General features: G+C 60.5%; 26 protein-coding genes. 20 read left to right on the plus strand and 6 right to left on the minus strand.

The window, feature by feature from the left end; translation table 11 throughout:
- Positions 1-74: 74 nt before the first annotated feature.
- Positions 75-1,334, minus strand: a complete 1,260-nt coding sequence (locus tag ACR0K1_RS15685; protein ID WP_480851244.1) for an RsmB/NOP family class I SAM-dependent RNA methyltransferase — start codon at positions 1,332-1,334, stop codon at positions 75-77.
- Positions 1,335-1,425: 91 nt separating this feature from the next.
- On the opposite strand from ACR0K1_RS15685, the gene ACR0K1_RS15690 reads away from it, so the two are divergent.
- The gene (locus ACR0K1_RS15690; protein ID WP_480612406.1) at positions 1,426-1,608 is read left to right on the plus strand and encodes a DUF1674 domain-containing protein; all 183 of its coding nucleotides are present in this window, start codon (positions 1,426-1,428) and stop codon (positions 1,606-1,608) included.
- On the opposite strand, the gene ACR0K1_RS15695 is transcribed toward ACR0K1_RS15690, so the two are convergent.
- A complete protein-coding gene (locus ACR0K1_RS15695) occupies positions 1,605-2,465 on the minus strand; it encodes a LysR family transcriptional regulator (protein ID WP_480612144.1) in 861 nt (286 codons plus the stop codon). The genes ACR0K1_RS15690 and ACR0K1_RS15695 overlap by 4 nt on opposite strands.
- Before the next feature lie 98 nt (positions 2,466-2,563).
- On the opposite strand from ACR0K1_RS15695, the gene tmpA reads away from it, so the two are divergent.
- The 5 genes from tmpA (at position 2,564) to ACR0K1_RS15720 (ending at position 6,326) form a co-directional block, all read left to right on the plus strand.
- Positions 2,564-3,700, plus strand: coding sequence for a 2-trimethylaminoethylphosphonate dioxygenase (gene tmpA / locus ACR0K1_RS15700; RefSeq protein ID WP_480851245.1), 1,137 nt, complete (start codon positions 2,564-2,566; stop codon positions 3,698-3,700).
- Positions 3,697-4,287: a (R)-1-hydroxy-2-trimethylaminoethylphosphonate oxygenase gene (gene tmpB, locus ACR0K1_RS15705; RefSeq protein ID WP_480612142.1), complete on the plus strand. Its 591-nt coding sequence runs from the start codon at positions 3,697-3,699 to the stop codon at positions 4,285-4,287. Before tmpA ends, tmpB begins: the two co-directional genes overlap by 4 nt.
- On the plus strand, positions 4,284-4,952 hold the full coding sequence (locus ACR0K1_RS15710) for an ureidoglycolate lyase (RefSeq protein ID WP_480612141.1): 669 nt from the start codon (positions 4,284-4,286) through the stop codon (positions 4,950-4,952). Before tmpB ends, ACR0K1_RS15710 begins: the two co-directional genes overlap by 4 nt.
- 93 nt (positions 4,953-5,045) lie before the next feature.
- Positions 5,046-5,906 (plus strand): hypothetical protein, encoded by an 861-nt coding sequence (locus ACR0K1_RS15715; RefSeq protein WP_480851246.1) that lies wholly within the window; start codon positions 5,046-5,048, stop codon positions 5,904-5,906.
- A gap of 81 nt (positions 5,907-5,987) precedes the next feature.
- A complete protein-coding gene (locus tag ACR0K1_RS15720; protein ID WP_480612139.1) occupies positions 5,988-6,326 on the plus strand; it encodes a hypothetical protein in 339 nt (112 codons plus the stop codon).
- A gap of 9 nt (positions 6,327-6,335) precedes the next feature.
- On the opposite strand, the gene dapB is transcribed toward ACR0K1_RS15720, so the two are convergent.
- Positions 6,336-7,145, minus strand: a complete 810-nt coding sequence (dapB, locus tag ACR0K1_RS15725; RefSeq protein ID WP_480612138.1) for a 4-hydroxy-tetrahydrodipicolinate reductase — start codon at positions 7,143-7,145, stop codon at positions 6,336-6,338.
- Positions 7,146-7,236: 91 nt separating this feature from the next.
- On the opposite strand from dapB, the gene rbfA reads away from it, so the two are divergent.
- Genes rbfA through truB form a run of 3 tightly spaced genes read left to right on the plus strand, consistent with a single transcriptional unit; the run spans position 7,237 to position 9,335 of the window.
- A complete protein-coding gene (rbfA, locus tag ACR0K1_RS15730; RefSeq protein ID WP_010438628.1) occupies positions 7,237-7,632 on the plus strand; it encodes a 30S ribosome-binding factor RbfA in 396 nt (131 codons plus the stop codon).
- On the plus strand, positions 7,629-8,369 hold the full coding sequence (locus tag ACR0K1_RS15735; RefSeq protein WP_480851247.1) for a phosphodiester glycosidase family protein: 741 nt from the start codon (positions 7,629-7,631) through the stop codon (positions 8,367-8,369). The genes rbfA and ACR0K1_RS15735 overlap by 4 nt, the downstream gene beginning before the upstream one ends.
- A gap of 54 nt (positions 8,370-8,423) precedes the next feature.
- Positions 8,424-9,335: a tRNA pseudouridine(55) synthase TruB gene (truB, locus tag ACR0K1_RS15740; RefSeq protein WP_480612136.1), complete on the plus strand. Its 912-nt coding sequence runs from the start codon at positions 8,424-8,426 to the stop codon at positions 9,333-9,335.
- 8 nt (positions 9,336-9,343) lie between these two features.
- Here truB and ACR0K1_RS15745 read toward each other — a convergent pair whose 3' ends face one another.
- Positions 9,344-10,792, minus strand: coding sequence for a pyridoxal phosphate-dependent decarboxylase family protein (locus tag ACR0K1_RS15745; protein WP_480851248.1), 1,449 nt, complete (start codon positions 10,790-10,792; stop codon positions 9,344-9,346).
- 103 nt (positions 10,793-10,895) lie between these two features.
- Here ACR0K1_RS15745 and ACR0K1_RS15750 point away from each other — a divergent pair, with 103 nt between their 5' ends.
- From ACR0K1_RS15750 to ACR0K1_RS15765, 4 genes are all read left to right on the plus strand, one after another.
- Complete coding sequence (locus ACR0K1_RS15750; protein WP_480851249.1) at positions 10,896-11,399, plus strand: DUF1643 domain-containing protein; 504 nt, start codon at positions 10,896-10,898, stop codon at positions 11,397-11,399.
- A gap of 92 nt (positions 11,400-11,491) precedes the next feature.
- Positions 11,492-12,502, plus strand: a complete 1,011-nt coding sequence (locus tag ACR0K1_RS15755; protein ID WP_480612133.1) for a calcium-binding protein — start codon at positions 11,492-11,494, stop codon at positions 12,500-12,502.
- A gap of 145 nt (positions 12,503-12,647) precedes the next feature.
- Positions 12,648-12,917: a 30S ribosomal protein S15 gene (gene rpsO, locus ACR0K1_RS15760; protein WP_008757925.1), complete on the plus strand. Its 270-nt coding sequence runs from the start codon at positions 12,648-12,650 to the stop codon at positions 12,915-12,917.
- 293 nt (positions 12,918-13,210) lie between these two features.
- Entirely contained in the window at positions 13,211-14,071 is an 861-nt protein-coding gene (locus tag ACR0K1_RS15765; RefSeq protein ID WP_480612132.1) for a hypothetical protein, read from the plus strand.
- Positions 14,072-14,168: 97 nt separating this feature from the next.
- On the opposite strand, the gene ACR0K1_RS15770 is transcribed toward ACR0K1_RS15765, so the two are convergent.
- Positions 14,169-15,770 (minus strand): BCCT family transporter, encoded by a 1,602-nt coding sequence (locus ACR0K1_RS15770; protein WP_480612131.1) that lies wholly within the window; start codon positions 15,768-15,770, stop codon positions 14,169-14,171.
- Positions 15,771-16,111: 341 nt separating this feature from the next.
- Here ACR0K1_RS15770 and ACR0K1_RS15775 point away from each other — a divergent pair, with 341 nt between their 5' ends.
- Both ACR0K1_RS15775 and pnp read left to right on the plus strand, forming a co-directional pair.
- Positions 16,112-16,654: an excalibur calcium-binding domain-containing protein gene (locus tag ACR0K1_RS15775; protein ID WP_480851250.1), complete on the plus strand. Its 543-nt coding sequence runs from the start codon at positions 16,112-16,114 to the stop codon at positions 16,652-16,654.
- 187 nt (positions 16,655-16,841) lie between these two features.
- On the plus strand, positions 16,842-18,992 hold the full coding sequence (pnp, locus tag ACR0K1_RS15780) for a polyribonucleotide nucleotidyltransferase (RefSeq protein WP_480612129.1): 2,151 nt from the start codon (positions 16,842-16,844) through the stop codon (positions 18,990-18,992).
- Between the two features lie 200 nt (positions 18,993-19,192).
- On the opposite strand, the gene ACR0K1_RS15785 is transcribed toward pnp, so the two are convergent.
- On the minus strand, positions 19,193-19,975 hold the full coding sequence (locus ACR0K1_RS15785; RefSeq protein WP_480851251.1) for a hypothetical protein: 783 nt from the start codon (positions 19,973-19,975) through the stop codon (positions 19,193-19,195).
- A 155-nt stretch (positions 19,976-20,130) separates the two neighbouring features.
- Between ACR0K1_RS15785 and ACR0K1_RS15790 the strand changes: the two genes are divergently transcribed.
- From ACR0K1_RS15790 to ACR0K1_RS15810, 5 genes are all read left to right on the plus strand, one after another.
- Entirely contained in the window at positions 20,131-20,409 is a 279-nt protein-coding gene (locus ACR0K1_RS15790) for a hypothetical protein (RefSeq protein WP_480612127.1), read from the plus strand.
- Between the two features lie 193 nt (positions 20,410-20,602).
- Positions 20,603-21,616, plus strand: coding sequence for a Hint domain-containing protein (locus ACR0K1_RS15795; protein WP_480851252.1), 1,014 nt, complete (start codon positions 20,603-20,605; stop codon positions 21,614-21,616).
- A gap of 135 nt (positions 21,617-21,751) precedes the next feature.
- On the plus strand, positions 21,752-22,024 hold the full coding sequence (locus ACR0K1_RS15800; protein ID WP_480612125.1) for a PepSY domain-containing protein: 273 nt from the start codon (positions 21,752-21,754) through the stop codon (positions 22,022-22,024).
- Positions 22,025-22,047: 23 nt separating this feature from the next.
- Complete coding sequence (locus tag ACR0K1_RS15805; protein ID WP_480851253.1) at positions 22,048-22,560, plus strand: helix-turn-helix transcriptional regulator; 513 nt, start codon at positions 22,048-22,050, stop codon at positions 22,558-22,560.
- Between the two features lie 138 nt (positions 22,561-22,698).
- Complete coding sequence (locus ACR0K1_RS15810; protein WP_480851254.1) at positions 22,699-23,388, plus strand: outer membrane protein; 690 nt, start codon at positions 22,699-22,701, stop codon at positions 23,386-23,388.
- Positions 23,389-23,434 lie beyond the last annotated feature (46 nt).

Raw genomic sequence — 23,434 nt, forward strand, 5'->3', positions numbered from 1 at the left:
GCCCCTTGCGCTCTGCTGGCGCCTGAGACCCAACGATAGACCGCCCCGATCGTCAAGTCATGGAAAAGCTTCGCTTAGGTGGATTTGCTCAGGCAGGCGATATAGAACCCGTCCATGCCGCCCGTGTCGGGCCAGTAATCGGGGCGCAGGCGCAAGCCGCCCTCTTCGGTGATCCAGCCGCTTTCGATCCCCGGCAGGTCCAGTGCCGAGCGGTCGATGCGCATGTCGGGATGCAGGCCCAAAGCCTCTTCGATCTGCACCTCGCCTTCGTCGGGCAGCAGCGAGCAGGTGCAATAAACCAGCCGCCCGCCGGGTTTAAGCAGGGTCCAGGCGTGGGCCAGCATCCGCGCCTGCAATTCGATCAGCCCGCCGAATTCCGAACCGTCCTTGGCAAAGGGCAGATCGGGGTGACGGCGGATGGTTCCGGTCGCCGAACAGGGGGCGTCCAGCAGGATGGCGTCATACTGGCCCTGATGGTCCAGCGCATCCGCAGCGATCACTTTGGCCTCAAGACCCGTGCGTTTCAGGTTCTCATGCACCCGCGCCAGTCGTGCTTCTGAAATATCCAGCGCTGTGACCTCAGCCCCGGCGGCGGCCAGTTGCAGCGTCTTGCCCCCCGGCGCAGCACAGAGGTCCAGTACCTTTTCCCCCGGTTTCGGATCCAGAACCCGCACCGGCAAGGCCGCCGCCGCGTCCTGCACCCACCAGTCCCCGGCCTTGTAGCCCGGCAGGGCCGAGACCTGCCCCGCGTCCTGCAGCCGGACCGAGCCCGTGGGCAAACTGTCTCCGCCCGGGGCCTTGCCCCCCGGCTTCACCGTCACGTCCAGCGGCGCTCCGGCAAAATGGGCCTGTTCCATGCCCTTCACCGCGTCCTCGCCCCAGGCCATGATCAGCGGATCGCGCAACCATTCCGGCAGGCGCGGCACCCGCATTTTGGGCCAGGCCTCGGGCCCATCGGCAGCAATCTTGCGCAGAACCGCGTTCACCAACCCCTTGAGCCGCCCGTGCTTGCGCGACCGCCCGACGATCCCGACCATCGAATTGACGACCCCATGCGCCGCCTCGCCCTGACACAGCTCAACCGTGCCCAGCCGCAGGGCGTTGTGCACCGTCAGCGCGGGCGTCTGCCGCAGGTGATCGGCCAGCAGCCGGTCGGCGCGTTCCAGCCCGCGCAGGGTTTCGACCGTCAGCCGTTGCGCCCGCGCGCGGTCTTCGGGAGCCAGACGATCCAACGCGCCCGCCGCCAGACATTCGGGCAGCAACCGCCCCTCGCCCAATATCTGATCCAGCAGATAGATTGCGCTGCGCCGCGCGGCTGTTGCGGAATTTGACATGATGCTGAGTGCCCCTGATGACCTTTGCCCGCATTGCCTTGGGCGGACGAGGGCGTATATCAAGGCGCTGAACGGAAAGGAACCCGATGTCATGAGTGACGAGCGCAAAGACCTGCCCCCTGCCGCCCAGCGCGCCCTGGCCGAGGCGGAAGAGCGTCGCAAGAAGGCCGAGGCGGAAGCCGGGGAACGGCCCAAGGAACTGGGCGGGCGCGACGGTCCCGATCCGGCCCGTTATGGCGATTGGGAGAAAAAGGGCATTGCCATCGACTTCTAGGCCTCGCCCCGCAGCGCCTGCAGAAAATCGTCAATCAACGCCCGCTGCCGTTTTGACCGCACCCGATCCTCGGGCCATGTCAGCCAATAGCCATCTTTCGTCTGCAGCTCGGGCAGGTCCAGCCTGCACAGCCGCCCCGTCTGCAGATTGCCCGCCGCCAAGGGCACCGAGCCCAGAGCGATCCCCATCCCCTGCCGCGCTGCCGTGATTGCGTGGCCAACGGAATCGAAGCTCAGCCGACCAGTCGGCAAATCCTCGACACCCGCAACCCGCGCCCAGTCCTGCCAGCCGGGGCGTTCGCCGCGCAGGTCAATCAGCGGCGCGCCCCACGCCACACCGGGCGCGGCCATCGGGGCCAGCACCTCGGGCGCGATCAGTTTCGCCTTGCGTCCGGGCCACGCGCCGCGGCCGTAGCGGAGTTGCAGCCATGTCCGCTCTTCCTCCAGTGACGAGCGGCGGGCCATCGAATCGGTCATCACCCGCACTTTGGGCCGCATCTCAAGGAACGCGGGCAAGGCAGGCAGAACCAGCGCATGAATTTGCGAGGACAGGCCCGCCACCCGCAATTCGCGAGGGGACTTTCCAAACAGGTCCTCGGTATTGCGTTCCAGCGCCTGCAGGCTGTCCTGCACCAGCGGCAGATAGCTCTCGCCCTCGATGGTCAGGGACACGCCGCGCGCCTCGCGCACGAACAGCGACCGTCCCAGCCATGCCTCGAGGTTGCCGATCCGCTGGCTGACCGCCGCCTGCGTCAGACCAAACTCGCGCGCGGCGGCGGAAAAGCCGCCCAGACGCCCCGCAGCCTCGAACACGCGCAGCCAGTCCAGTGGCGGCAATCCGATCTTTTTCTTAGCCATAAGATTTTCCAAGCCTCAGTCGCAATAAGGTTTAATTGTCGTAATGTCAGAAAGCACGTATCTCCTCAAGCAAAGTCCGCGCCAGACAGGAGACCCCGATGCTGCGCACCGTTCGTTTTGAACCTTCAATCATCACCGTTGAATTTGCCGGCGGCGCCCGGTCCCGCTTTCATGCGATCTGGCTGCGCGACAATGCGCTGGACCCGGAAACCCGCGCGCCCGGCAATGGCCAGCGCCTGATCACCATCGGCGATATCCCCGCCGATGTTTCGGTCAGCGCGGCGGATGTTGTGAATGGCGATTTGCAGGTCACGTTCCAGCCGGAAGACAAGACCGTCACCTTCCCCGCCCAATGGCTGGCCACGCATAGCTACGACCGAGTGCAAAGCGCCGCGTTCGGGCGCATCGCCCCCGGCATCACCACATGGGCGCAAGGTATCGACGCGCCCAGCGGGGATTGGGCACAGGTTCACGCGGACCCCGCCGCCAAGCGCAACTGGCTGGCTGCCGTCGCGGAATACGGTTTTGCCAGGTTGACCGGCGGCCCGACCGAGCCGGAATCGTTGCTGCAGGTGGCCGATCTGTTCGGCTATGTGCGCGAGACCAATTATGGCCCCTATTTCGAGGTGCGGACCGAGGTGAACCCCAACAACCTCGCCTTTACCGGGATGGGCTTGCAGGCCCATACCGACAACCCCTATCGCGATCCGGTGCCAACGCTGCAGATCCTCTATTGCCTTGAAAACAGCGCTGAGGGCGGGGAGTCCATTGTGGTCGACGGTTTCCGCGCCGCCGAGCGCCTGCGCGACCGGAACCCCGAAGGTTTCGCCCTGCTGGCGGGCTATCCGGCCCGGTTCGAATACATGGGCTCGGACGGGGTCTGCCTGCGCGCGCGCCGCCCGATGATCGAACTGTCACCCGATAGGGAACTGATCGGCATCCGCTTCAACAACCGCTCCTCGGCCCCGTTCATCGACGTGCCGTTCGACAAGATGGAGGCTTACTACGCCGCCTATCGCCAGTTGGGCGAGATCATCGACAACCCGGCCATGGGCGTGTCGTTCAAGCTGGAACCGGGCGAAAGCTTCATCGTCGACAACACCCGCGTCCTGCACGCCCGTCTGGGCTATTCCGGTTCCGGGTCCCGCTGGCTGCAGGGCTGCTACGCTGACAAGGACGGGCTGCTCTCCACACTGGCCGCGATGGAGATGGCGCAGCCGGAGGCGGCGGAATGAAACCGGACTTCTCAAGCCTCAACCGCGACAATATCGTGGCCTTCATCGGCGATATCTTCGACCGCCGCGGCGGCGAGGAATATCTGGGCGAACCCGTCACCATGGCCGAACACATGCTGCAAGGGGCCACCATCGCCGAACAGAACGGCATGCCCGAGGAAATCATCGTCGGCGCTCTGTTGCACGATATCGGCCATTTCACCTCGGAATTCGGCACCTACCATCCCGACGACACCGAGGATCGTCATCACGAGGATGCGGGGGCCGAAGTGCTGGAGCAGTTCTTCCCCTCGGTCATCACCGATTGCTGCCGCTATCACGTGGCGGCAAAACGGTATCTCTGCGCCACAAAGCCCGAGTATTTCAACCGCTTGTCCGCCGCATCGGTCCATACGCTGGAACTGCAGGGCGGGCCCATGAATGCCGAAGAGGTCGCCGCGTTCGAGGCCAACCCGAACCTGCAACAGATCATTCAGGTGCGCTATCTGGACGAGGCAGGCAAGCGCGCCGACATGGAAACCCCCGGCTTTGCCCATTTCGCCCCGATGGTGCAGCGCATGGTCGACAAACATATGGAGGTCGCATGAACGCCCCCGAATATATCTTTGAAGCCAGCACCAAGCCCTCGCTGCCCTGGCACGAGGTGCCGCTGATCCGCGCCACCGACGCCTCCGTCAAAGGCTATGGCTGTCTGGTCGATGACCCCGAGGGGTTCGAGATCGAGATCACCCGCTGGCCGCAACAGGGCTGGCGGCCCATCGACGAGGGCACCGGGGACGAAGGCGGCTGGGTCGAGGGCACTTTTCGCGGCAAATGGAAGGGCGATGTGCTGTATGGCGAGAACGAGGCGGTGGGTGGCCACTATGTTCTGGGCTGGTCCACCGACCCGCAGCAGGCGCAAACCGCCCGCCAAACCGCGCCCCGCGATCAGGTCCTGCTGTGGCACATGAACTATCACCCGGACGGAGGTCAGATGTTCTGGCCGCTGGACAACAAGCCCTTCATCATCCCCGCCGCCCTGCCCGGCGACAACCTGACGCCCGAGAAAGTAGTGGCCTTCTGGTGCGACGGCGCGCGCGGGCTCTATATTCATCCCGGCATCTGGCACGAGGGGATTTTCCCGGTCGAAGACACCCAGCGGTTCCTTGACCGTCAGGGCGCAGTTCATGCCCGCGTCAGTGCCGATATCGGCAAGGAATTCGGCGTCTACCTCGCCTGTCCCCTGCGCGCGGACAAGATCAGAGATCTGTGACGACACGCCCTGTGGGGCGTGTTTTCAGAAAGCCTTAACCTTTGCCGCAAACTTCTGCGATACTCTCCTTGCGCGTGTGCAAAGGAGGCGAAGATGGCATTGAACAGACGGAACGTTGTGCAGCTTGGAACGGCAGCCACCGCAAGTGCGCTGCTGCCCCGGATCGGCCTGAGCGCGACCAGCCAGAACGACGCGTTCGAGGCGCAGTTTGCCGTCACGCTCGATCGCCTGCGCACGGGTTTTGCCGTGCTTGGGTTCACCGAGGCCCCGCCCCTGCCGATCACCACCGGCGACGCGGGCTACAATGGCGGGCTGCGGCATGATTTCGATCAGGATGTTCTGGCCGAAAAGGCGTTCGTCATCCAGCCTCTGGCCCGCGTCGGCGATGTCGACGAGAAAACCCGCCCCGATGTCCTGCCCCTGTTTCACGAGGTCGGCTGCCATCCCGGCGGGGCGATCTCGGGCCGCGACACGACGCAGCTTATGGTGCGCCTTCTGACCGAGGATTTCGGCCTCGACCCGGCGCGCCTGGCCTTTGTCAGCGTGCCACAATCCGACGACATGCGTCCGGTTCTGGATGGTCTGGACCTGCCCTTTGCCGAAAAGGTCCTGCTGCGCGATGAAGCCGAGGCTCTGGCCGCCCGCGATGCCTCGGGCTTTTTCTTTCCCGACCCGTTTGGCGAGGATTACCTGATCACTATGGGCGTCTATTACCGCATCGGCGATCAGGCCGAGCCCGCGCCCACCGCCTATCCGCCCTCGGCCAACTGGACCGAGATCGGAGAGATCATCATCGGCGGCGAGGCCGCGCCCTTGGGCATCTCAATCGGAGCCGAACGGCTGACCTATGCGCTGACAAGGCAGTTTCCCACATGGGATCAGAGGCTGGGGGCGCTGTTTGCGCAGGTCGAACAGGACGGCGCGGAACCGCCGGGGGTGGCGGCGTTTCGCTAATGCGAATTGTATGTTTGCGAGGGGTACAAGGAAAAAGAATTGCTGACTCTATTATTATTAATGTTTGGATTTGTGGTTATCATGCCCCTGACATCATGGGCCGCGATGATTTTTCTGTCTTCGGTTTTTTCAGTCTTCAACTTCAAGGATGAGTTCATTGAGTTCTGGATCAGAACGCGCGGCACTCCGCCGTCACGCAGACGGCTGGTTCTGAGCGCCTATGGGGCGGCCAACCAATTTTTCATACATGAATTTTGCCACGATCTAAACGTGCCTAATGGGATACGGATCATCCCCAATGCCAACTATTTTCTTTTTTTCGCGCTAGGTTTCGCATCCATAATAGTAGCGTTGCTCTTTTGGGTCGCCGTGTTCTTTGCCTATGTTTTTGCCTACGTTCTTGTGCGCACTTACTTCTAACCGCCGCACCTACAACCCCAGCACATCCACCATATCATACTGACCCGGAGCCTTGCCCTGCCCCCACAGCGCCGCCTTCAGCGCGCCGCGGGCAAAGATGGCGCGGTCGGTGGCCAGATGGCGCAGGACGATGCGTTCTCCTGGGGCGGCAAACAGGACGTCATGTTCGCCGACAATGTCTCCGCCGCGAATGGCGTGAAAGCCGATATGGCCCCGCTGGCGCGCGCCGGTGATGCCGTCGCGGCCCCGGTCGGACACATCGGACAGATTGACGCCGCGCCCTTCGGCTGCGGCCTCGCCCAGCATCAGCGCGGTGCCCGAGGGGGCATCGACCTTGTGGTGGTGGTGCCCTTCGATCACTTCGATGTCGAAATCCTCATCCAGCGCGGCGGCAACCTTTTTGGTCAGTTGCACCAGTAGGTTGACGCCAAGGCTCATGTTTCCCGCCCGCACGATCACCGCATGGCGCGCGGCCGGTTCCAGCGCCGCGATCTGTTCGTCGCTCATGCCGGTGGTGCCGATCACGTGTACACAGCGCGCCTGTGCGGCCAAGGCGGCGAACTCCAGCGTCGCCTCGGGCGCGGTGAAGTCAATCACTGCCTGCGCCTGCGCGAAGGCCGCGAGCGGATCGTCGGTGACGGTGACACCCAGCGCGGGGCCGCCCATCGCCGTGCCCACATCCTGCCCGATCCAGTCATGGCCCGCGCGCTCGACCACACCGACCAGACGCGCCTGATCGCTGTCAGTCACGGTCTTGATCAGCATCTGCCCCATGCGGCCCGAAGCCCCTGTGATGACGATCCCCGGAATATGGGTCATGGCGGTGTTCCCTTGCTGCAAACTGCTCAAAGCCTCCTACCCGGTTCGCGCCCGCTTGGCAAAGCCCGCCTTTGGGCTTAGATCGGGGTTTATGGCAAAGAACAAATTCCACGATGGCCCCGGCCCGTCCCAACGGCAACTGCGTGTCGGCGAACTGATCCGCCGCACCCTGTCCGAGGTTCTGGCGCGCGGAGATGTCCACGACCCCGACCTGAACCGCATGTCGATCACCGTGGGTGAGGTGCGCACCTCGCCCGATCTGAAGATCGCCACCGCCTATGTGCTGCCGCTGGGCGGCAAAGGGCAGGAGGATGTGATCGAGCTGCTCGCCCGCAACAAGGGTGAGCTGCGGCGCATGGTCGGCAAGAAGGTCGGCCTGAAATTCTCGCCCGATCTGCGGTTTCGTCTGGATGACACGTTCGACCGTCTGGACGACACCCGCCGCATGTTCGAACAGGACGCGGTGCGCCGCGATCTGGACGAGTGATCCGAGCGTTTCTTGCCTGCGGCCTCGCCCTGTGGGCGGTGCAGGCTGGCGCGGTGACCTGCGAAAAGCTGACCCATCAGAACAAGCGCTATACCATCTGCGAAGTCGACGCCGCCGAGGATTTGCGCCTGTTCCTGAACGGCGACGATGGCGAGGTGCTGGGCCATTTCTCCTCGGTGAACGAGGCGCTCGAGCCCGAGGGCAAGCGCCTGGCCTTTGCGATGAACGCGGGCATGTATCACGACGACCGCTCGCCCGTGGGACATTATGTCGAGAACGGGCAAGAGCAGATGCGTGTCATTTCCAATCCCGGCCCCGGCAATTTCGGCCTGCTGCCCAACGGGGTGTTCTGCATCCGCGACGGTCGCGCCGATGTGTTCGAAACGCTGGATTACGTCGATCAGGCCCCCGAGTGCCGGTTCGCCACCCAATCCGGACCAATGCTGGTTATCGACGGGGAATTGCACCCGCGCTTCCTGCCCGACTCGACCTCGCTTTATGTGCGCAACGGTGTGGGCACCAGTGCCGATGGTACGCGCGCGGTGTTTGCGATTTCCGAGGATTACGTGACCTTCCACGAATTCGGCAGCCTGTTTCGCGATGTGCTGGACACCCCGAACGCGCTGTTCTTCGACGGTAACATCTCGCGCATGTATGACCGTGCCGGCAACCGGTCGGATCTGGGGTTTTCGCTGGGGCCGATTGTGGGTGTGGTCGAAGATACGCCAGCAAATTGACAGTGCTCGGGTGATCCGTTAACCCGCGCGCCTTGGCAAGATTCTGGGTGACACATGGGACGCAAACGCAAAGGTCGCGACATTTCCGGCTGGCTGGTGGTGGACAAGCCTGCGGGCATGACCTCTACGTCGGTGGTCAACAAGGTACGCTGGGCGATGGACGCCAAGAAAGCCGGCCATGCGGGCACACTGGACCCCGAGGCAACCGGCGTTCTGGCCGTGGCTTTGGGTGAGGCGACCAAGACCGTTCCCTACATCACCGACGCGTTGAAAGCCTACACCTTCACCGTGCGTCTGGGTCAGGCCACCAATACCGACGATGCCGAGGGCGAAGTGATTGCGCAAAGCGATGCGCGCCCCTCGGATGACGATATCAAAGCCGCCTTGTCCCCGTTTCTGGGTGAGATCATGCAGGTGCCGCCCAAGTTTTCCGCCGCAAAGATCGACGGCCAACGCGCCTATAAGCTGGCCCGCGATGGTGAGGATGTGGAACTTTCCGCCCGCCCCCTGTGGGTCGAGGAACTGGTGCTGGTCGACCGCCCCGACGACGACCATATCGTGCTGGAAATGACCTGTGGCAAGGGCGGCTACGTCCGCTCGATTGCCCGCGATCTGGGGGCGGCGCTGGGATGCCACGGGCATGTGAAAGAACTGCGCCGCATCTGGTCCGGCCCGTTCGAGGCCGAGGACGGGCTGTCCATCGAACAGATCGATGAAATGGCCAAGACCACCGCGCTGGACGACTATCTGCACCCGCTTGAAACCGGCCTGTCGGACCTGCCCGAGCTGAAATGCACCCCCGAAGGCGCCACCCGCCTGCGCAATGGCAATCCGGGCATGGTGCTGGCCTCGGACGTGGACTATGGCGATGAGGCCTGGGCCTCGCTGGACGGCAAGGCCATCGCAGTCGGCATCTACAAATCCGGCGAATTGCATCCCAGCCGGGTCTTTGTGGACCCCACCTGACCCGGGCGTCAGGCGGCTGGCCGCAATGCCTGCCCCAGCCTGAGCACTTCGGATACCAACAGGTCCAGATCCTCGGTCCGGGTGCGGTGGTTGTTGACCGCAACCCGCAGGCAGTGAGAGCCACGCACGGTTGTATCGGACACAACGGCAGTCCCTTCCTCCTGCAGGTGCAGCATGATTTCGGTGTTGATCTGGCGCAGGGCGTCATCGCTCAGACCACCGGGATCGTAGCGGAAACAGACGATGTTGATCGAGGTCGGAAACATCAGCTTCAACGCATCCTGCGCCTCGATCAAACCCGTCAGATACTGCGCTTTTTCGATGTCCTGATCGATGAGCCTGCCGAATTTCTGGACCCCATGCTCGCGCAGCGACATCCAGACCTTCAGCGCCCGGAACCCGCGCGTGGTCTGGATGCCGTAGTCGTGCAGAAACGCGGCCCCGGCAACGCCCCGCGACTGTGGTTCCAGATATTCCGGCGTCAGCGTAAATGTCCCGTGATGCGCATCATGATCGCGGACAAGGGCACAGCCGACCTCGAACGGGGCATGCAGCCATTTATGCGGGTCAAGCGCCACGGAATCCGCCCTTTCGATTCCGGCGACGCGCCAGCGGTTATCGGGCGCAATCGCGATCAACGCGCCAATGCAGCCATCGACATGGAACCAGAGCCCCTCGTTCCGGCAGAACGCACTGATTGCGTTCAGGTCATCAACCGCCCCGGTATTGACGGTTCCGGCGGTGGCGATGACGCAGGCGGGGTTCAGGCCGTCTTCGCGGTCCTGCGCGACCATCCGGGCCAGGGCATCCAGATCCATCGTCAGGTCGTCCCGCGTGGGCACCCGGCGCAGGGCGGTATTGCCAAGGCCAATCGTCTCAAGCGATTTCTGGTGGCAGCTGTGCATCTGCTCCGACCCGTAATAGCGCATCGGCCGCTCCATCGCGGCCACACCGTCCTGCCGCATGTCGATGCCGGACTGCACATTGCGCGCCACCGTCAGGCCAATCATGTTGGCAACGCTGCCGCCGCTGGTCAGCGTGCCGCTGGACCCTGCGGGCAGCCCGATCATTTCCCGCAGCCAGTCGACCACCTGCCGGTCGATCAGGGCCGCCGCGTGGTTGCCGCCACCCAGGTTCGAGCCCTGCACGGCGGCCAGAAAATCCGCCATTGCGCCGGTGAAATTGCCCGCGCCCATGTACCACGCCCAGAACCGGGGATGGATATTCCCCATCGGATAGGCCATCACGCGGGCATTGACGTCGTCCAGAACATCGCCCAGCGGCAAGCCCTGCTGCGGCGCGGGGGTTTCAAAGCCTGCGCGCACGTCCTGCGGCATGTCCTGCCAGATGGGCCGGTCGCGCACATCCCGCGTGTGGTCCAGCGCCATGTCCAGCATTTCATGCGCCAGTTTGCGCGTCTGCTCCCAATCGGCAGGGTCAAGTGTTTCGAAAGTCATTAAAAGCCCCCCAATGCACGTTCAAATGCCGGCAACCTAGCACATTTCGCCCGTCCGGACATCGGCCCTTGTCAACGGGTCCGAAACCGGACAAACCCGGATCATGATCACCCGTTCCCACACCAAGGGCGACGCGCCCTCGACCGCCGTGTATTCCGATTGCGAGCACTACCGCTACAGCCTGACCCGCATCTGGGACGCGGCCGGGCGCAAGGCGTTGTTTGTGATGCTGAACCCCTCGACCGCAACCGAGGTGCAGAATGACCCGACCGTCGAACGCTGCGAACGCCGCGCGCGGGCGCTGGGGTTCGGGGCGTTTCAGGTGACGAACATCTTTGCCTGGCGCGACACCGACCCGCGCAAGATGCGCGCCGCCGCCGATCCGGTGGGGCCTGCGAATGACGCGGCCATTCTGGACGGTGTCGCATGGGCCGATCAGGTCATCGCTGCATGGGGCACCCATGGCGCCCATCTCGACCGGGGCCCGGCGGTGGAATCCTTGCTGCGCGGCACTGGTCAGCCACTGTTCCATCTGGGTCTGACCAAGGACGGGCACCCAAAGCACCCGCTCTATATCGCCTATACCCAGCAGCCCGAGCGATGGTGACAAAAGGTTAACCACAGACTCAACCTGGCTTTGACCAGGGGCTTGATCACATGGGATATTTCCCCGGGGCAGTACGCTTTCGGAGGGTTCCCATGTTTCTGGCCGGATTGCTTGGACTGGCCGCCATCGGCGGCGCGGCATATGCGATGAGCGATGTGTTCGTCTCAGACGAAGACGCCGATGACAATATGCCAGAGGATGATACCGAGGCCCCGATGACCGAGGGCGAATATCTGGATATCGGCGAAAATGTCGACGAACCGGCGGACGCGGATGCGGCTGATGTCTCGACCGGAACGATCCTGTCGGAGTTCAACGGCGATTTGGTCATTGCCGGCAGCGACGGGACGGATGTGCTGACCGGGCAGGACGGTGTCGATCAGATCAACGGCTACGGGGGCGACGACTTTATCACCGGCGGCGGCGGCGACGATGTGTTGCACGGGGGCGGCGGGGAGGACACGATCTCTGGCGGACAGGGGGACGACGTTCTGCATGGCGACGCGGGTGATGACGCTCTGACAGGGGATGAGGGCGAGGATACTCTCTACGGCCATTTCGGCGAGGATCACCTGAACGGCGGTGCCGGCGACGATGCGCTCTATGGCGGCGCGGATGATGACACTCTGACCGGATGCAAGGGCGACGATGCGCTGCAGGGCGGCTTTGGCGATGACACCCTGTCCGGTGGCGAAGGCGAGGATGTTCTGTTTGGCGGCGACGGTGACGACTTGCTGCTTGCCAACGATAGCGACGGCGCGACCGATTTCCTGAACGGCGGCGCGGGTGACGACACCATTCTGGCTGGCGGCGGCGATGTTGTGGATGGCGGGCAAGGCGCGGATGAGATCGTGCTGGGCGCACAGCAGGAAGAAGTCACGGTCATGGGGTTTCAGCCCGGGCAGGACAAGCTGCTGGTGACATGGGAAGCCGAGGAGGACCCCGAGATTCAGATCAAAACCGACGCAGAAAACCCCAACCTGACCCATGTTCTGATCGACGGTCAAAGGGTGGCCAACCTGTTCGGGGCCGAAGGGATTGCAGCTGACGACATCCAACTGATAACCGAGGCGCAGCTGACGCAATACGGACAGGTGGGCTGAGCCCACAGAATCCCTTTGCCATTCACGCCAAAAGCGCCTATACGCGCCCATCCGCATCGGAATCGGTGCGGTTTTCTCCATGGGCCTGTGCTGGACGACATCCCGGCCTGCGCCATCAACCTCAACCTTTTCAAAGGAGACCCCGATGTCGATCACTGCCGCTGAAAAAGCACGCGTCATGAAAGAATTCGCAACCAAGGACGGCGACACCGGTTCGCCTGAAGTCCAGGTTGCCATCCTGACCTCGCGCATCACCACCCTGACCGAGCACTTCAAGACCCACAAGAAAGACAACCACGGTCGTCGCGGTCTGCTGAAAATGGTCGCCCAGCGCCGTAAACTGCTGGACTACCTGAAAGGCAAGGAAGAAGCGCGCTATCAGGACCTGATCAAAAAGCTGGGCATCCGCCGGTAAGAGCTTTTTCGTTCGTTTCAGACGCCCGCCAAACCGGCGGGCGTTTTTCGTTTTCGGAACCCGTTTCCCGCGCGTGGTTTGAATGCAAGCCTTCAAGTCCGTTCCACATCGCACCGCACCGGCAACCTGCTCTGCGCCATCCGGCGGCAACCTAAACAACGGTGTTCCGAACCAAAGACCAACCGATAAGACTGCCCCGTCACCCCGGCGGGAGAATCCTTGACTCGCATGGGGCAAATTGCGCCTCATGAACCATCCGATTTCTTGAAAGTGATTGATGAGGACATAAAAACGTGCTCGGCCACGAAATTCTGGAACTTCTGGGTGCCTCGTCACTGATCGTGATTATCCTGTCAGTGTTCTGGAAAGGCGACGATGCGGTCTCGCCCGAGTTCAGGGCCGACATTTCCGAATGGCTGCTGCGCCTGAAGGCCCCAAAGGCAAACAGCCCGGTCGGCACGGCGGTCATGGGGCTGTTTGTCCGGGTGTTCGGCCCCAGGCACTGGACCCTGCGATGTTTCCTCGCGTCTTGTCTGGTGTCCTGGCTGACCTTTGCCCTTTGCTATCTCTACTTCTTTGTCACGGAAGAGCGTTACTTTGCCTCGGACTTCGGGCTGAATGTCATCGGTACCGGTGGAGTTTTGACGTTTTTCCTGATCATCAACCCGGTCATCGACTACCTTTCCCTGTTTTGCACCCGGTTCATTATTCAGAAAATGGCCAGTGGGAAATTACCGGTTCTGGTCGCAATCATCGTCGATTTTTTGGCCTCATATTTTTCCTACCTGATCATATTCGGACTGACCGCTTTTGCGGTGCTGTCCTTCGATCCGGTTTACATGCGCAGTATCCTTGACGCCCTGAGCCAACACAATTTCGTCGAAGTACCGTCGCTTCTTCAAAATCAGGTTGGCGTTTTCATCGCCATCATCCTTGTCTCATCGTATGTTTCCAGCATGTGGCTTTGGGCTGCAGCGCTCGGGACTTTAGCGATACGCGTCTTGTCCCGAAGCACAAAACTGATTTCCACGCTTCAATATGTGCTGCCGGTCAATGAAAAACCCGTCAGAGCAATGGGCATTGTGGCGTTTATGCTCTGTCTGGTCACGATGATCGGTGTGTCGGTGGCGTCCTGGGTATCGCGATTTGTCTGACGCGTTCCTATGACAGGAGCGAACTGTCCCTGTAGAGCCGTCAAAGAAAAAACGCCCACCGCGGGGGTGGGCGTTTTCTGTTCATCAGGGTTGTTGGCTACATCTTAGCCTTCTCTGATTTCAGCGCCAGCCACAGGCAGTAGCACATGATCAGAACAACCAGCGTGAACGGGATGCCGGTGGATACCGCCGCGCCTTGCAGGGCGCTCAGCCCGCCGCCCAGCAGCAGCGCAATCGCCACGAGGCCTTCCAGCGTACACCAGAACACGCGCTGCACCACCGGCGCATCCATCTTGCCGCCTGCGGTGATCGTGTCGATCACCAGCGAGCCCGAATCCGACGAGGTGACGAAAAACACCACAATCAGGACCAGTGCGATCGGGGCCACGATGCTGTAAAGCGGCAGTTCTTTCAGGAAGCCGAACAACGCGCCTTCGGGGGCGTAGCTGTCGATCACCGTGGCACGTACACCTTCGGCTCCGCCTGCGTTCAGCATGTCGATGGCGGCACCACCAAAGGTCGACATCCACAGCGCGCAGACTGCGGTGGGGGCCAGCAGCGCACAGAGGACAAACTCACGCACCGTCCGGCCCTTGGAGATGCGGGCAATGAACATGCCGACAAAGGGCGACCACGCGATCCACCAGGCCCAGTAGAAGGTCGTCCAGCCATGGAAGTAACTGGTATCCTCGCGCCCGAACGGGTTGGACAGGGCTGGAAGATGCGTCACGTAATCCACCATGACGTTGAAGTACCGTGCGATGGCCGTGCCGACACCGGTGACGACGATCACGAAGATGAACAGGCCCACGGCCATGATCATGTTGATCTCGCTCAGCCGTTTGACGCCTGCATCCATGCCCATCAGGACCGAGCCCAACGCGATCAGCGTGATGCCGATGATCAGCAGGACAACCACGGTCGGGCTGGGTTCGATCCCGAACACTTCGTTCAGGCCAGCCGCAACCTGCTGCGCGCCCAGACCCAGCGATGTTGTCAGACCGAACAAGGTGGCAAATACCGCCAGCGTGTCGATGATATGACCCCACCAGCCCCAGACCCGTTCGCCCAGGATCGGGTAGAAGGCCGACCGCAGGGTCAGTGGAAGGTCAAGATTATAGGCAAAGATCGCAAGGCTCAGGCCGACAGCGGCGTAAACCGCCCAACCTTCAAGGCCCCAATGGTGGATCGTACCGACGACGCCTGCGTATTCATTTCCCGGCACTGCGATGTCGATGCCCAGCGGCACGGCGTTGCCGTCTTCGGCAAAGTTGTAATAGACCGGCTCCATCACGCCGAAGAACAACAGCCCGATGCCGATACCGGCGGCAAACATCATCGCGATCCATCCGGCATAGGAATAGTCCGGCTTGGCATCCTTGCCGCCAATCCTCACCTTGCCGACAGGCAGAACGATGAGCACCAGACAGAACAGGGTGATGGCATCGACCGAAAGCACGAGGAACCAGTCAAAGGTGCTGGTCAGCCAGGGTCTGAGCCACCCGAAGAATGTCGCCGCAGCCTCCTGATTGGCCAATGCGATCAGAACGAACGCAAAGATCAGGATACTGGAAATCAGAAAAACCGGGTTGTGAATATCAAGACCGAACGGCCTGACATTGTCCTGCCCCAACTCGTACTCGGTTTCAAAGTCATAGACGCGTGGATCGGGATCCAGCATTTTCTTGGTCTGAGCCATTCGAATGCCCCTCTGTTCGCCAGGTGCAAACGCCAAGGTATTCGGTCAACCGACGGACAGTGAGTGTTCTACCCCCTTGGCGTGTTTCCGTCTTTTCGACCGCGGGTTCAGTGGTAACAGCCTACACGGACATCAAAATTTCACAAAACGCATTCAATTTTGATAATGTTAGCGCACGAGATCAATACCGCAACCTGCAATACATTCCACGCCGGGTCCGCTCACCTCTTTCAAAAGGTCTGTCAAGTCGCTAAGCCTTCAATTCTGAATTCGAATTAAACCACTTCAGCAATTTTACCCCGCCCAACGTCACCGTATTCTTAGCCGAGTTGAGGATTTCAATGCGTTTTTTACTGTCTCTAGCGATGATGCTTTTAACGGCCTGCTCTGCGGACCTTCTATCACCCGAAGCACTGTCGTCCAAAGTCGCTCAAGCTTCGACCTCAGAATTGTGCGCTGCCTATTTTCAGACGCAGACCACGTCTCGCGGCAAACTAATGATCGAGGCGGAACTGGCCGAACGAGGAGTAAACCAGTGCATTTTGGGTAACTACGGTCAACTCAGCCTGTCGACTGCTGGAAAGACGGTTTACTCAAGGCCCACCGCAACCGGCTTGGACCGGTACGATTGCGGCGATTTTCCAAACGGTGCAGTGGCCCAGAAGTTCTTTTTGGCTTCCGGAGGCCCGCTCTCGGATCCACATAATCTTGATGGGGATGGCGACGGACTGGCCTGTGAGTGGCGCGCGCAAATCAGCAGGATTTCGACATATCGCCGACCCAAGCCCACCGTCAGGCGGACCTACTCCAAATGCTATACAGGTCCGCGCGGTGGAACCTACACGATAACGGCAAGCGGCAATAAGAACTACAACGGCTGTTAGACCGAACGCCTTCTACTGCCTTATCCCTTCCCTTCCCGCGCAATCTCATGTATGCGCGCGTTATCTTGAGACGTTGTGCCCTGACCCCGGCACTCGAATGGAAGATAAACTGGGGTCGGCGGCAATGGGGCCGCCATGCAAACCGGAGACCCGCAGGGGCGGGAGTGCTCCGTTCTAGGATACGCATATGTTTGATGTAACGAAGAAATCAATGCAGTGGGGCGAGGAAACGCTGACACTGGAAACCGGCAAGGTTGCCCGTCAGGCTGACGGCAGCGTGATTGCCACGCTGGGCGAAACCAGCGTCATGGCAAACGTGACCTTTGCGCGGGCGCAGAAACCCGGTCAGGACTTTTTTCCGCTGACCGTCCACTATCAGGAAAAATACTATGCCGCCGGTAAGGTTCCGGGCGGCTTTTTCAAGCGCGAGGCGCGCCCGACCGAGAAAGAGACGCTGACCGCGCGTCTGATCGACCGTCCGATCCGCCCGCTGTTCGTTGACGGTTTCAAGAACGAAGTTCTGGTGATGTGCACCGTGCTGTCCCACGATCTGGTCAACGATCCCGACATCGTTGCGATGATCGCGGCCTCGGCGGCCCTGACCATTTCCGGCGCGCCGTTCATGGGCCCGATTGCCGGTGCCCGCGTTGGTTTCGAGGATGGCGAATACGTCCTGAACCCGACCGTAGACGACATGCAGGACCTGCGCCTGAACCCCGAACAGCGTCTGGACCTGGTCGTGGCCGGCACCAAAGACGCCGTGATGATGGTGGAATCGGAAGCGTACGAACTGTCCGAGGCCGAAATGCTGGGCGCCGTGACCTTCGCGCATGAGCAGATTCAGCCGGTGATCGACCTGATCATCTCGCTGGCCGAAGAAGCCGCGAAAGAGCCGTTTGAATTCGAAGCGCCCGATTACTCGGAGCTTTCCGCTGCTGTTGCCGCTGCCGGTGAAGAGCAGATGCGCGCCGCCTTCGCGATCACCGACAAGCAAGAGCGCACCGCCGCTGTTGCCGCTGCCCGTGAAGCGATCAAGGAAGCGCTGACCGAAGAGCAGCTGGAAGACGGCAACCTCGGCTCGGCCATGAAAAAGCTGGAAGCCGGCATTCTGCGCGGCGACGTCGTCAAGGGTGGCAAGCGGATCGACGGTCGCTCGACCACCGATATCCGTTCGATCGTTGCCGAAACCTCGATGCTGCCGCGGACCCACGGGTCGGCCCTGTTCACCCGTGGTGAAACCCAGGCGCTGGCCGTGACCACGCTGGGCACCGGTGACGATGAACAGTTCATCGACGCGCTGCACGGTAACTTTAAATCGAACTTCCTGCTGCATTACAACTTCCCTCCGTATTCGGTTGGTGAAGTTGGCCGCGTTGGTGGCCCGGGCCGTCGTGAGATCGGCCACGGCAAGCTGGCATGGCGCGCCCTGCAGGCGGTTCTGCCTGCAGCAACCGACTTCCCCTACACGATCCGCATCGTGTCCGAGATCACGGAATCCAACGGATCAAGCTCGATGGCGTCGGTCTGCGGCGGTTCGCTGTCGATGATGGATGCCGGTGTTCCGCTGAAAGCACCGGTTGCCGGTGTGGCCATGGGTCTGATCCTGGAAGATGACGGCAACTATGCCATCCTGTCGGACATTCTGGGTGACGAAGACCACCTGGGCGACATGGACTTCAAGGTCGCGGGTACCGAAAACGGAATCACCTCGCTGCAGATGGACATCAAGGTTGCGGGCATCACGCCCGAGATCATGGAGAAAGCCCTGGCGCAAGCCAAGGACGGCCGGATGCACATTCTGGGCGAGATGGGCAAGGCGCTCTCCGAGACCAACGAATTCTCGGTCCACGCCCCGCGCATCGAGACCATGAACATCCCCACCGACAAGATCCGCGAAGTGATCGGCTCGGGCGGTAAGGTCATCCGCGAAATCGTCGAAGTGTCGGGTGCCAAGGTCGATATCAACGACGACGGCGTGATCAAGATCGCCTCGCCCGATGGTGAATCGATCAAGAAGGCCTACGAGATGATCCACTCGATCGTCGCCGAGCCGGAAGAGGGCCAGATCTACACCGGTAAAGTGGTCAAGATCGTCGACTTCGGTGCCTTCGTGAACTTCTTTGGCAAGCGCGACGGTCTGGTCCACGTGTCCCAGATCGAAAACCGCCGCCTGAACCATCCCTCGGACGTTCTGAAGGAAGGTCAGGAAGTGAAGGTCAAGCTGCTGGGCTTTGACGATCGTGGCAAGGTGCGCCTGTCGATGAAAGTCGTCGATCAGGAAACCGGCGAAGAGATCGTGCCCGAGAAGAAAGAAAAGAAAGAGGAAAGCGCAGAGTAATCTGTTCTTCTTTCGACTAACGAAAGCCCCCGTGGAAACGCCGGGGCTTTTTTGGTTTTCCACTTCTGGATCGATTGACCGCGCGGGTTACGAACAAACCAACGATGATAAGCCAGCAAAAATTATGGGCTAAAGCGGACGCCACTATCCGAACAGTTTCAACTTCTGGTAGCGATGTTCTTTCTTATCACCAATCCGGCTTATCCTAATGCAAGGAACCATGCGGACCCAGGTAAAGGCACCGGAGCTTTGTCAGTTGTTACGTTGGCGGTCGCCATGAAGCGAAAAGCCTCATTCGTGCTATCACGCAAACCCGGATTCGGATGCCTAGCACTTGGATCCCATTCAATTTGTTCGATGAAAGCAAACTGATACGCTCCGGAAAAACTGAAAGTCGTGTCGTTTCCTCCAAATGTATCTGGAGTCATATATATCTGCAGAACGGTTTCGACACCGTCAGTGGGAAATGTTCTTCCTGTTACTGGATCTGAACCGGAAGCATTAACAACTCCGAAGAAAATTTCAAATACGTCGAAATAGATTTGGTCATTGGATCCCATAAGATCGAAAATGCCAAACGAATTTCCAATCGAGGTCAGAAGTGGAGAGCTGGTCAGGTCAGTTCTGGAAATTCGAAAATCGTTCAGCATCGAAACCGCAAGAGGACCCGCAACGAAGTCCCCAACAAAGTTTCCACTACTGTCATAACCTTGCAAAAGGCCAGTCGTTCCCGGGTATTCATAGCGGGCGCTGTAAAAACTGGCTCCGTTTCGAATATCTGTCCCAACGGAAATGTCCGAAGGGATCGTAGCTTGAAACTGAAATTCAGAAGGGGAAACCACGTTGACTAGATCGTTACTGGACGCTGTATCTACAACCACCGGCCCGTTGGCAAAATAAGTGACAGTTCCAGCCACGGCAGTATTCGACAATGCCAGAACAGCACCCGCGACACTCAGAATAGAAATAACCGTTTTGCTCACAACGACTAAACTCCCGACATGAAAACTTGCTAACAATTTAAGAATACTAGGTGGGATCCGTCAAATCTGTCAAATCAAGTGGCCTACGTTGACCAAAAATTAACAAGCAGTTGGCGCAATTTATCCGACAGAACGCTTCTTGCGCTCTAAGAGAGATGACCTGCAAAAAAGATTCTGTCGGTGCCTTTCGAACCTTTTTGACTGCCGGTCAATGCGCCACCCCGGACGGCTCATATTTCCATCCCCGCCTGACGCGAGGTGGCAGTTTCACTGTCGGTGCCAAGGGTGAGGAGCGTCAGATCGAAAACTTCGACGACGCCCTCTTTGCGCTTCAGAAAATGGCTACGCCGCGCTGGCGTCGCCCCAATGACGCGGGAAACTGGGGGATCGTGTCGGGTCGGGAATGGCGGCGCATGGAGCGCAAAGACTTGTAGCGGAAACCGCCACACGCCATGCGGGAGGGTGGGAACCGGCTGGTTCTCACCTGTCCCACCGACCCCGGTTTCAACCGGGTTTTTTTATGTGCCCTGACTTCGCCACGCCCAAGTAAACCAATTCTTAACACTTATAGGTTGAGTTGACTCAAAATTTATTAAATCGTCTCATTTACCGGGATGCTGTTCGACCGTGGCCTCGATAACCGTCTTTGAAATCAGCGCTGACCCCTATTCCAACCGCTCCGTTGATGTTCAGAATGGCTATAACGTCGAGATCACCGACAATGACGCGCTTCTGCAAAAATCCGACAGCGACGGGAGCCAGCAAATTGATCTGAGCGGGCTGCCCAATGGGCTGGGCTCGACCCAGTCTTTCAGCACCTTCGAAAGCTACAGTGGCGAGGTCAACGGCACGCCGGTCACGTTCATCCTGATCCAGTTCTCGAACCCGCGCTATATCATCGTCACCTCGGGCGATGTTGCGCTGGGCGACACGATCTCCGACACCAGCTTTGAGGCCCCCAACGCCCCGACCACCGGGTACAATACGCTGCCCTCTTTCGTCTGCTTCACCTCGGCGTCGCTGATCCTGACGCCATCTGGGGACCGCCTGATCGAGACGCTGCGCCCCGGCGATCTTGCCGTCACCGCGGACGGCACTGCCCGTCCCGTACGCTGGATCGGCCGCAGTCACCTCTCGGTGCAGGAATTGCGGCACCAACCGCATCTGCGTCCCGTCCAGATCCAAGCAGGCAGCCTGAGCGCAAACAGTCCCAGCCGCGATCTTCTGATCTCACCCCAGCATCGGATCGCCGTCTCCTGCTCCCGGATGGAGTTGATGTATTCCGAACCGGTGATGCTGGCCCCGGCCAAAGGGCTGATCGACGGGCATTCGGTTGTGCAACTGACGCCCGATCAGGGGGTCGACTACATCCACATCCTGTTTGACCGGCACGAGTTGGTGAATGTGAACGGGGCCTGGTCTGAATCCTTCTACCCCGGCGCATGCACCCTCAACGCCATGGCCCCGGACACTCAACGCGAACTGTTCACGCTGTTTCCCGAGTTGATAGACGGCCCAAGAGCATACGGTCCGACGGCCCTGCCTGTCCTGAAAACATTTGAAGCCCGCATGCTGCGACCGGATTTGATTGCCCGGCCGGACCAAACCTGCCCGCACAAGGAAAGCGCCCGCGCCGCGTGACGGTTTGCACCTAAAAGCGCCGGTCCGGCATAAACCTTGGTCCAATTCCCCCGTTTTCAACCGAAATCCAATCGCACCGGCGCGGCGCCCCCACCACCTGGATCACATCGAACCGCACAAAACAGGAGATGTGACATGGAAAACCTCAAACTGCTGACACTCGCCGGTCTGATCGCAACCGCACCGGTTATCGCTTTGGCCAATGTCGGGATCGGCGAGACGCTGGGCACCACCGAGGCTGAAATCCGATCCGTGCTGGAAACGCAGGGATACACCGTCGAAGAGATCGAGTTCGAAGATGGCGAGATCGAGGTTGAATTCACCAAGGATGGCGTGGAAACTGAACTGGTTCTGAACGATGAAAGCGGCGTGGTGACGGCCATCGAAATCGAGCAGGACGACGACTGACCGCGCGACCCTGAAGGAGCCTCATGAAGATATCTCAGACGTCTTTACTGTGGCTCCTGCTGGTGGTGCAGGCCCTCTGCGCCGCCTTTTTTCTGACCGACGCGCTGATGGACTGGACCGGAGGCGACAGCGGCGGGTTCCGGCATCTGCATCAGTTTGAACTGCTCCTCGCGCTGGCCTTGATAGCGGGGCTGGGAACAACGATTGCGCTGATCAGGGCGCAGACCCGGCGGGTGAGCGACCTGCAGCGCCAGCTTGGTGTGGCCTGCGGTGCACTGGCGCAGATCATCGAGCATCAGTTTGACGAATGGCGGCTGAGCGCCGCCGAACGCAGTGTCGCCCTGCTGACCATAAAGGGCCTGTCCATCGCCGAAATCGCCCGGCTGCGGCAGACTAAAGACGGCACGATCAAAGCCCAAAGCGCCGCTGTCTACCGCAAGGCAGGGGTAACGGGCCGCCTGCAGCTTCTGAGCTTTTTCGTGGAAGAATTGTTGTCCGACCCCCTGCTGGACGCGGTAGCCCCACCCGAACGCTGACCGGCATTTTCAATCGCGAAACCATGCCCTCACACCGATCCAAAAACCTGTGACCTGAAGTGATGGCCGCACCCCTTTCCTTTGTCCCGGACGCCCCCAAGTCTCAATCAGGAACCCCACGGATCGAAGGACAAAAGCATGGTTAACCGTCTCACTCTGGCCGCCGCATCCCTGACCCTCGCGGCCTCTGCCGCCACAGCCCAAAGCCTGACCGACGGGGCCTATGTTCAGGGATTTATCGGTTACAGCCAGCTTCAGGACAGCGACTTTTCCGGATCGATCGGCGGTGCGAACCAGACCGTCGATACGGATTTCGATTCAGGCTTTGGCCTCGGCGTGGCAATCGGCCGGGAAATCCCGCAATGGTCGACCGAAAACATCGGCACACGGATCGAGCTGGAGCTATCCTACCGCGACAATGATGTGGATGGCGTCAGCTTTTCCGGCAATGGCCCGACCCCCGAAAACAATATCTTGGGTGACGTCACGCAAACCTCCTTGTTTGCCAATATTCTGTTTGATTTCAAACGCGACGGCCCGCTGACCCCTTATGCCGGGTTTGGTCTGGGGGTGACCTATTCGGATTTCGATATTTCCTACGGGCCCGGCGTGCTGCTGAATGACAACGACACCAATTTCGCCGCTCAGGCCATCGCCGGTGTCGCCTATGACATAAGCGCGAACACCGCGTTCACCATCGACGCCCGCTATGCCCGCGCCTTTGACGTCTCAACCGACCGGCTGGCCCCGAACGGCGCATCAACCGGGTCCGTCGAGGATGATCTGGATACGTTCAGCCTGAATTTCGGACTGCGCTACGACTTCTGATGCCACAGGGCGAAGTGTTTCTCTCCGGTTTCGCTTCCCCCGCCTG

The organism is Ruegeria sp. F5 (assembly GCF_056533845.1).

What these genes read in the sequence shown, in the direction of transcription:
- ACR0K1_RS15685 (WP_480851244.1), bottom strand. Translation starts at nt 1,334, where the DNA reads ATGTCAAATTCCGCAACAGCCGCGCGGCGCAGCGCAATCTATCTGCTG.
- ACR0K1_RS15690 (WP_480612406.1), top strand. Translation starts at nt 1,426, where the DNA reads ATGAGTGACGAGCGCAAAGACCTGCCCCCTGCCGCCCAGCGCGCCCTG.
- ACR0K1_RS15695 (WP_480612144.1), bottom strand. Translation starts at nt 2,465, where the DNA reads ATGGCTAAGAAAAAGATCGGATTGCCGCCACTGGACTGGCTGCGCGTG.
- tmpA (WP_480851245.1), top strand. Translation starts at nt 2,564, where the DNA reads ATGCTGCGCACCGTTCGTTTTGAACCTTCAATCATCACCGTTGAATTT.
- tmpB (WP_480612142.1), top strand. Translation starts at nt 3,697, where the DNA reads ATGAAACCGGACTTCTCAAGCCTCAACCGCGACAATATCGTGGCCTTC.
- ACR0K1_RS15710 (WP_480612141.1), top strand. Translation starts at nt 4,284, where the DNA reads ATGAACGCCCCCGAATATATCTTTGAAGCCAGCACCAAGCCCTCGCTG.
- ACR0K1_RS15715 (WP_480851246.1), top strand. Translation starts at nt 5,046, where the DNA reads ATGGCATTGAACAGACGGAACGTTGTGCAGCTTGGAACGGCAGCCACC.
- ACR0K1_RS15720 (WP_480612139.1), top strand. Translation starts at nt 5,988, where the DNA reads ATGCCCCTGACATCATGGGCCGCGATGATTTTTCTGTCTTCGGTTTTT.
- dapB (WP_480612138.1), bottom strand. Translation starts at nt 7,145, where the DNA reads ATGACCCATATTCCGGGGATCGTCATCACAGGGGCTTCGGGCCGCATG.
- rbfA (WP_010438628.1), top strand. Translation starts at nt 7,237, where the DNA reads ATGGCAAAGAACAAATTCCACGATGGCCCCGGCCCGTCCCAACGGCAA.
- truB (WP_480612136.1), top strand. Translation starts at nt 8,424, where the DNA reads ATGGGACGCAAACGCAAAGGTCGCGACATTTCCGGCTGGCTGGTGGTG.
- ACR0K1_RS15745 (WP_480851248.1), bottom strand. Translation starts at nt 10,792, where the DNA reads ATGACTTTCGAAACACTTGACCCTGCCGATTGGGAGCAGACGCGCAAA.
- ACR0K1_RS15750 (WP_480851249.1), top strand. Translation starts at nt 10,896, where the DNA reads ATGATCACCCGTTCCCACACCAAGGGCGACGCGCCCTCGACCGCCGTG.
- ACR0K1_RS15755 (WP_480612133.1), top strand. Translation starts at nt 11,492, where the DNA reads ATGTTTCTGGCCGGATTGCTTGGACTGGCCGCCATCGGCGGCGCGGCA.
- rpsO (WP_008757925.1), top strand. Translation starts at nt 12,648, where the DNA reads ATGTCGATCACTGCCGCTGAAAAAGCACGCGTCATGAAAGAATTCGCA.
- ACR0K1_RS15770 (WP_480612131.1), bottom strand. Translation starts at nt 15,770, where the DNA reads ATGGCTCAGACCAAGAAAATGCTGGATCCCGATCCACGCGTCTATGAC.
- ACR0K1_RS15775 (WP_480851250.1), top strand. Translation starts at nt 16,112, where the DNA reads ATGCGTTTTTTACTGTCTCTAGCGATGATGCTTTTAACGGCCTGCTCT.
- pnp (WP_480612129.1), top strand. Translation starts at nt 16,842, where the DNA reads ATGTTTGATGTAACGAAGAAATCAATGCAGTGGGGCGAGGAAACGCTG.
- ACR0K1_RS15790 (WP_480612127.1), top strand. Translation starts at nt 20,131, where the DNA reads ATGACCTGCAAAAAAGATTCTGTCGGTGCCTTTCGAACCTTTTTGACT.
- ACR0K1_RS15800 (WP_480612125.1), top strand. Translation starts at nt 21,752, where the DNA reads ATGGAAAACCTCAAACTGCTGACACTCGCCGGTCTGATCGCAACCGCA.
- ACR0K1_RS15805 (WP_480851253.1), top strand. Translation starts at nt 22,048, where the DNA reads ATGAAGATATCTCAGACGTCTTTACTGTGGCTCCTGCTGGTGGTGCAG.
- ACR0K1_RS15810 (WP_480851254.1), top strand. Translation starts at nt 22,699, where the DNA reads ATGGTTAACCGTCTCACTCTGGCCGCCGCATCCCTGACCCTCGCGGCC.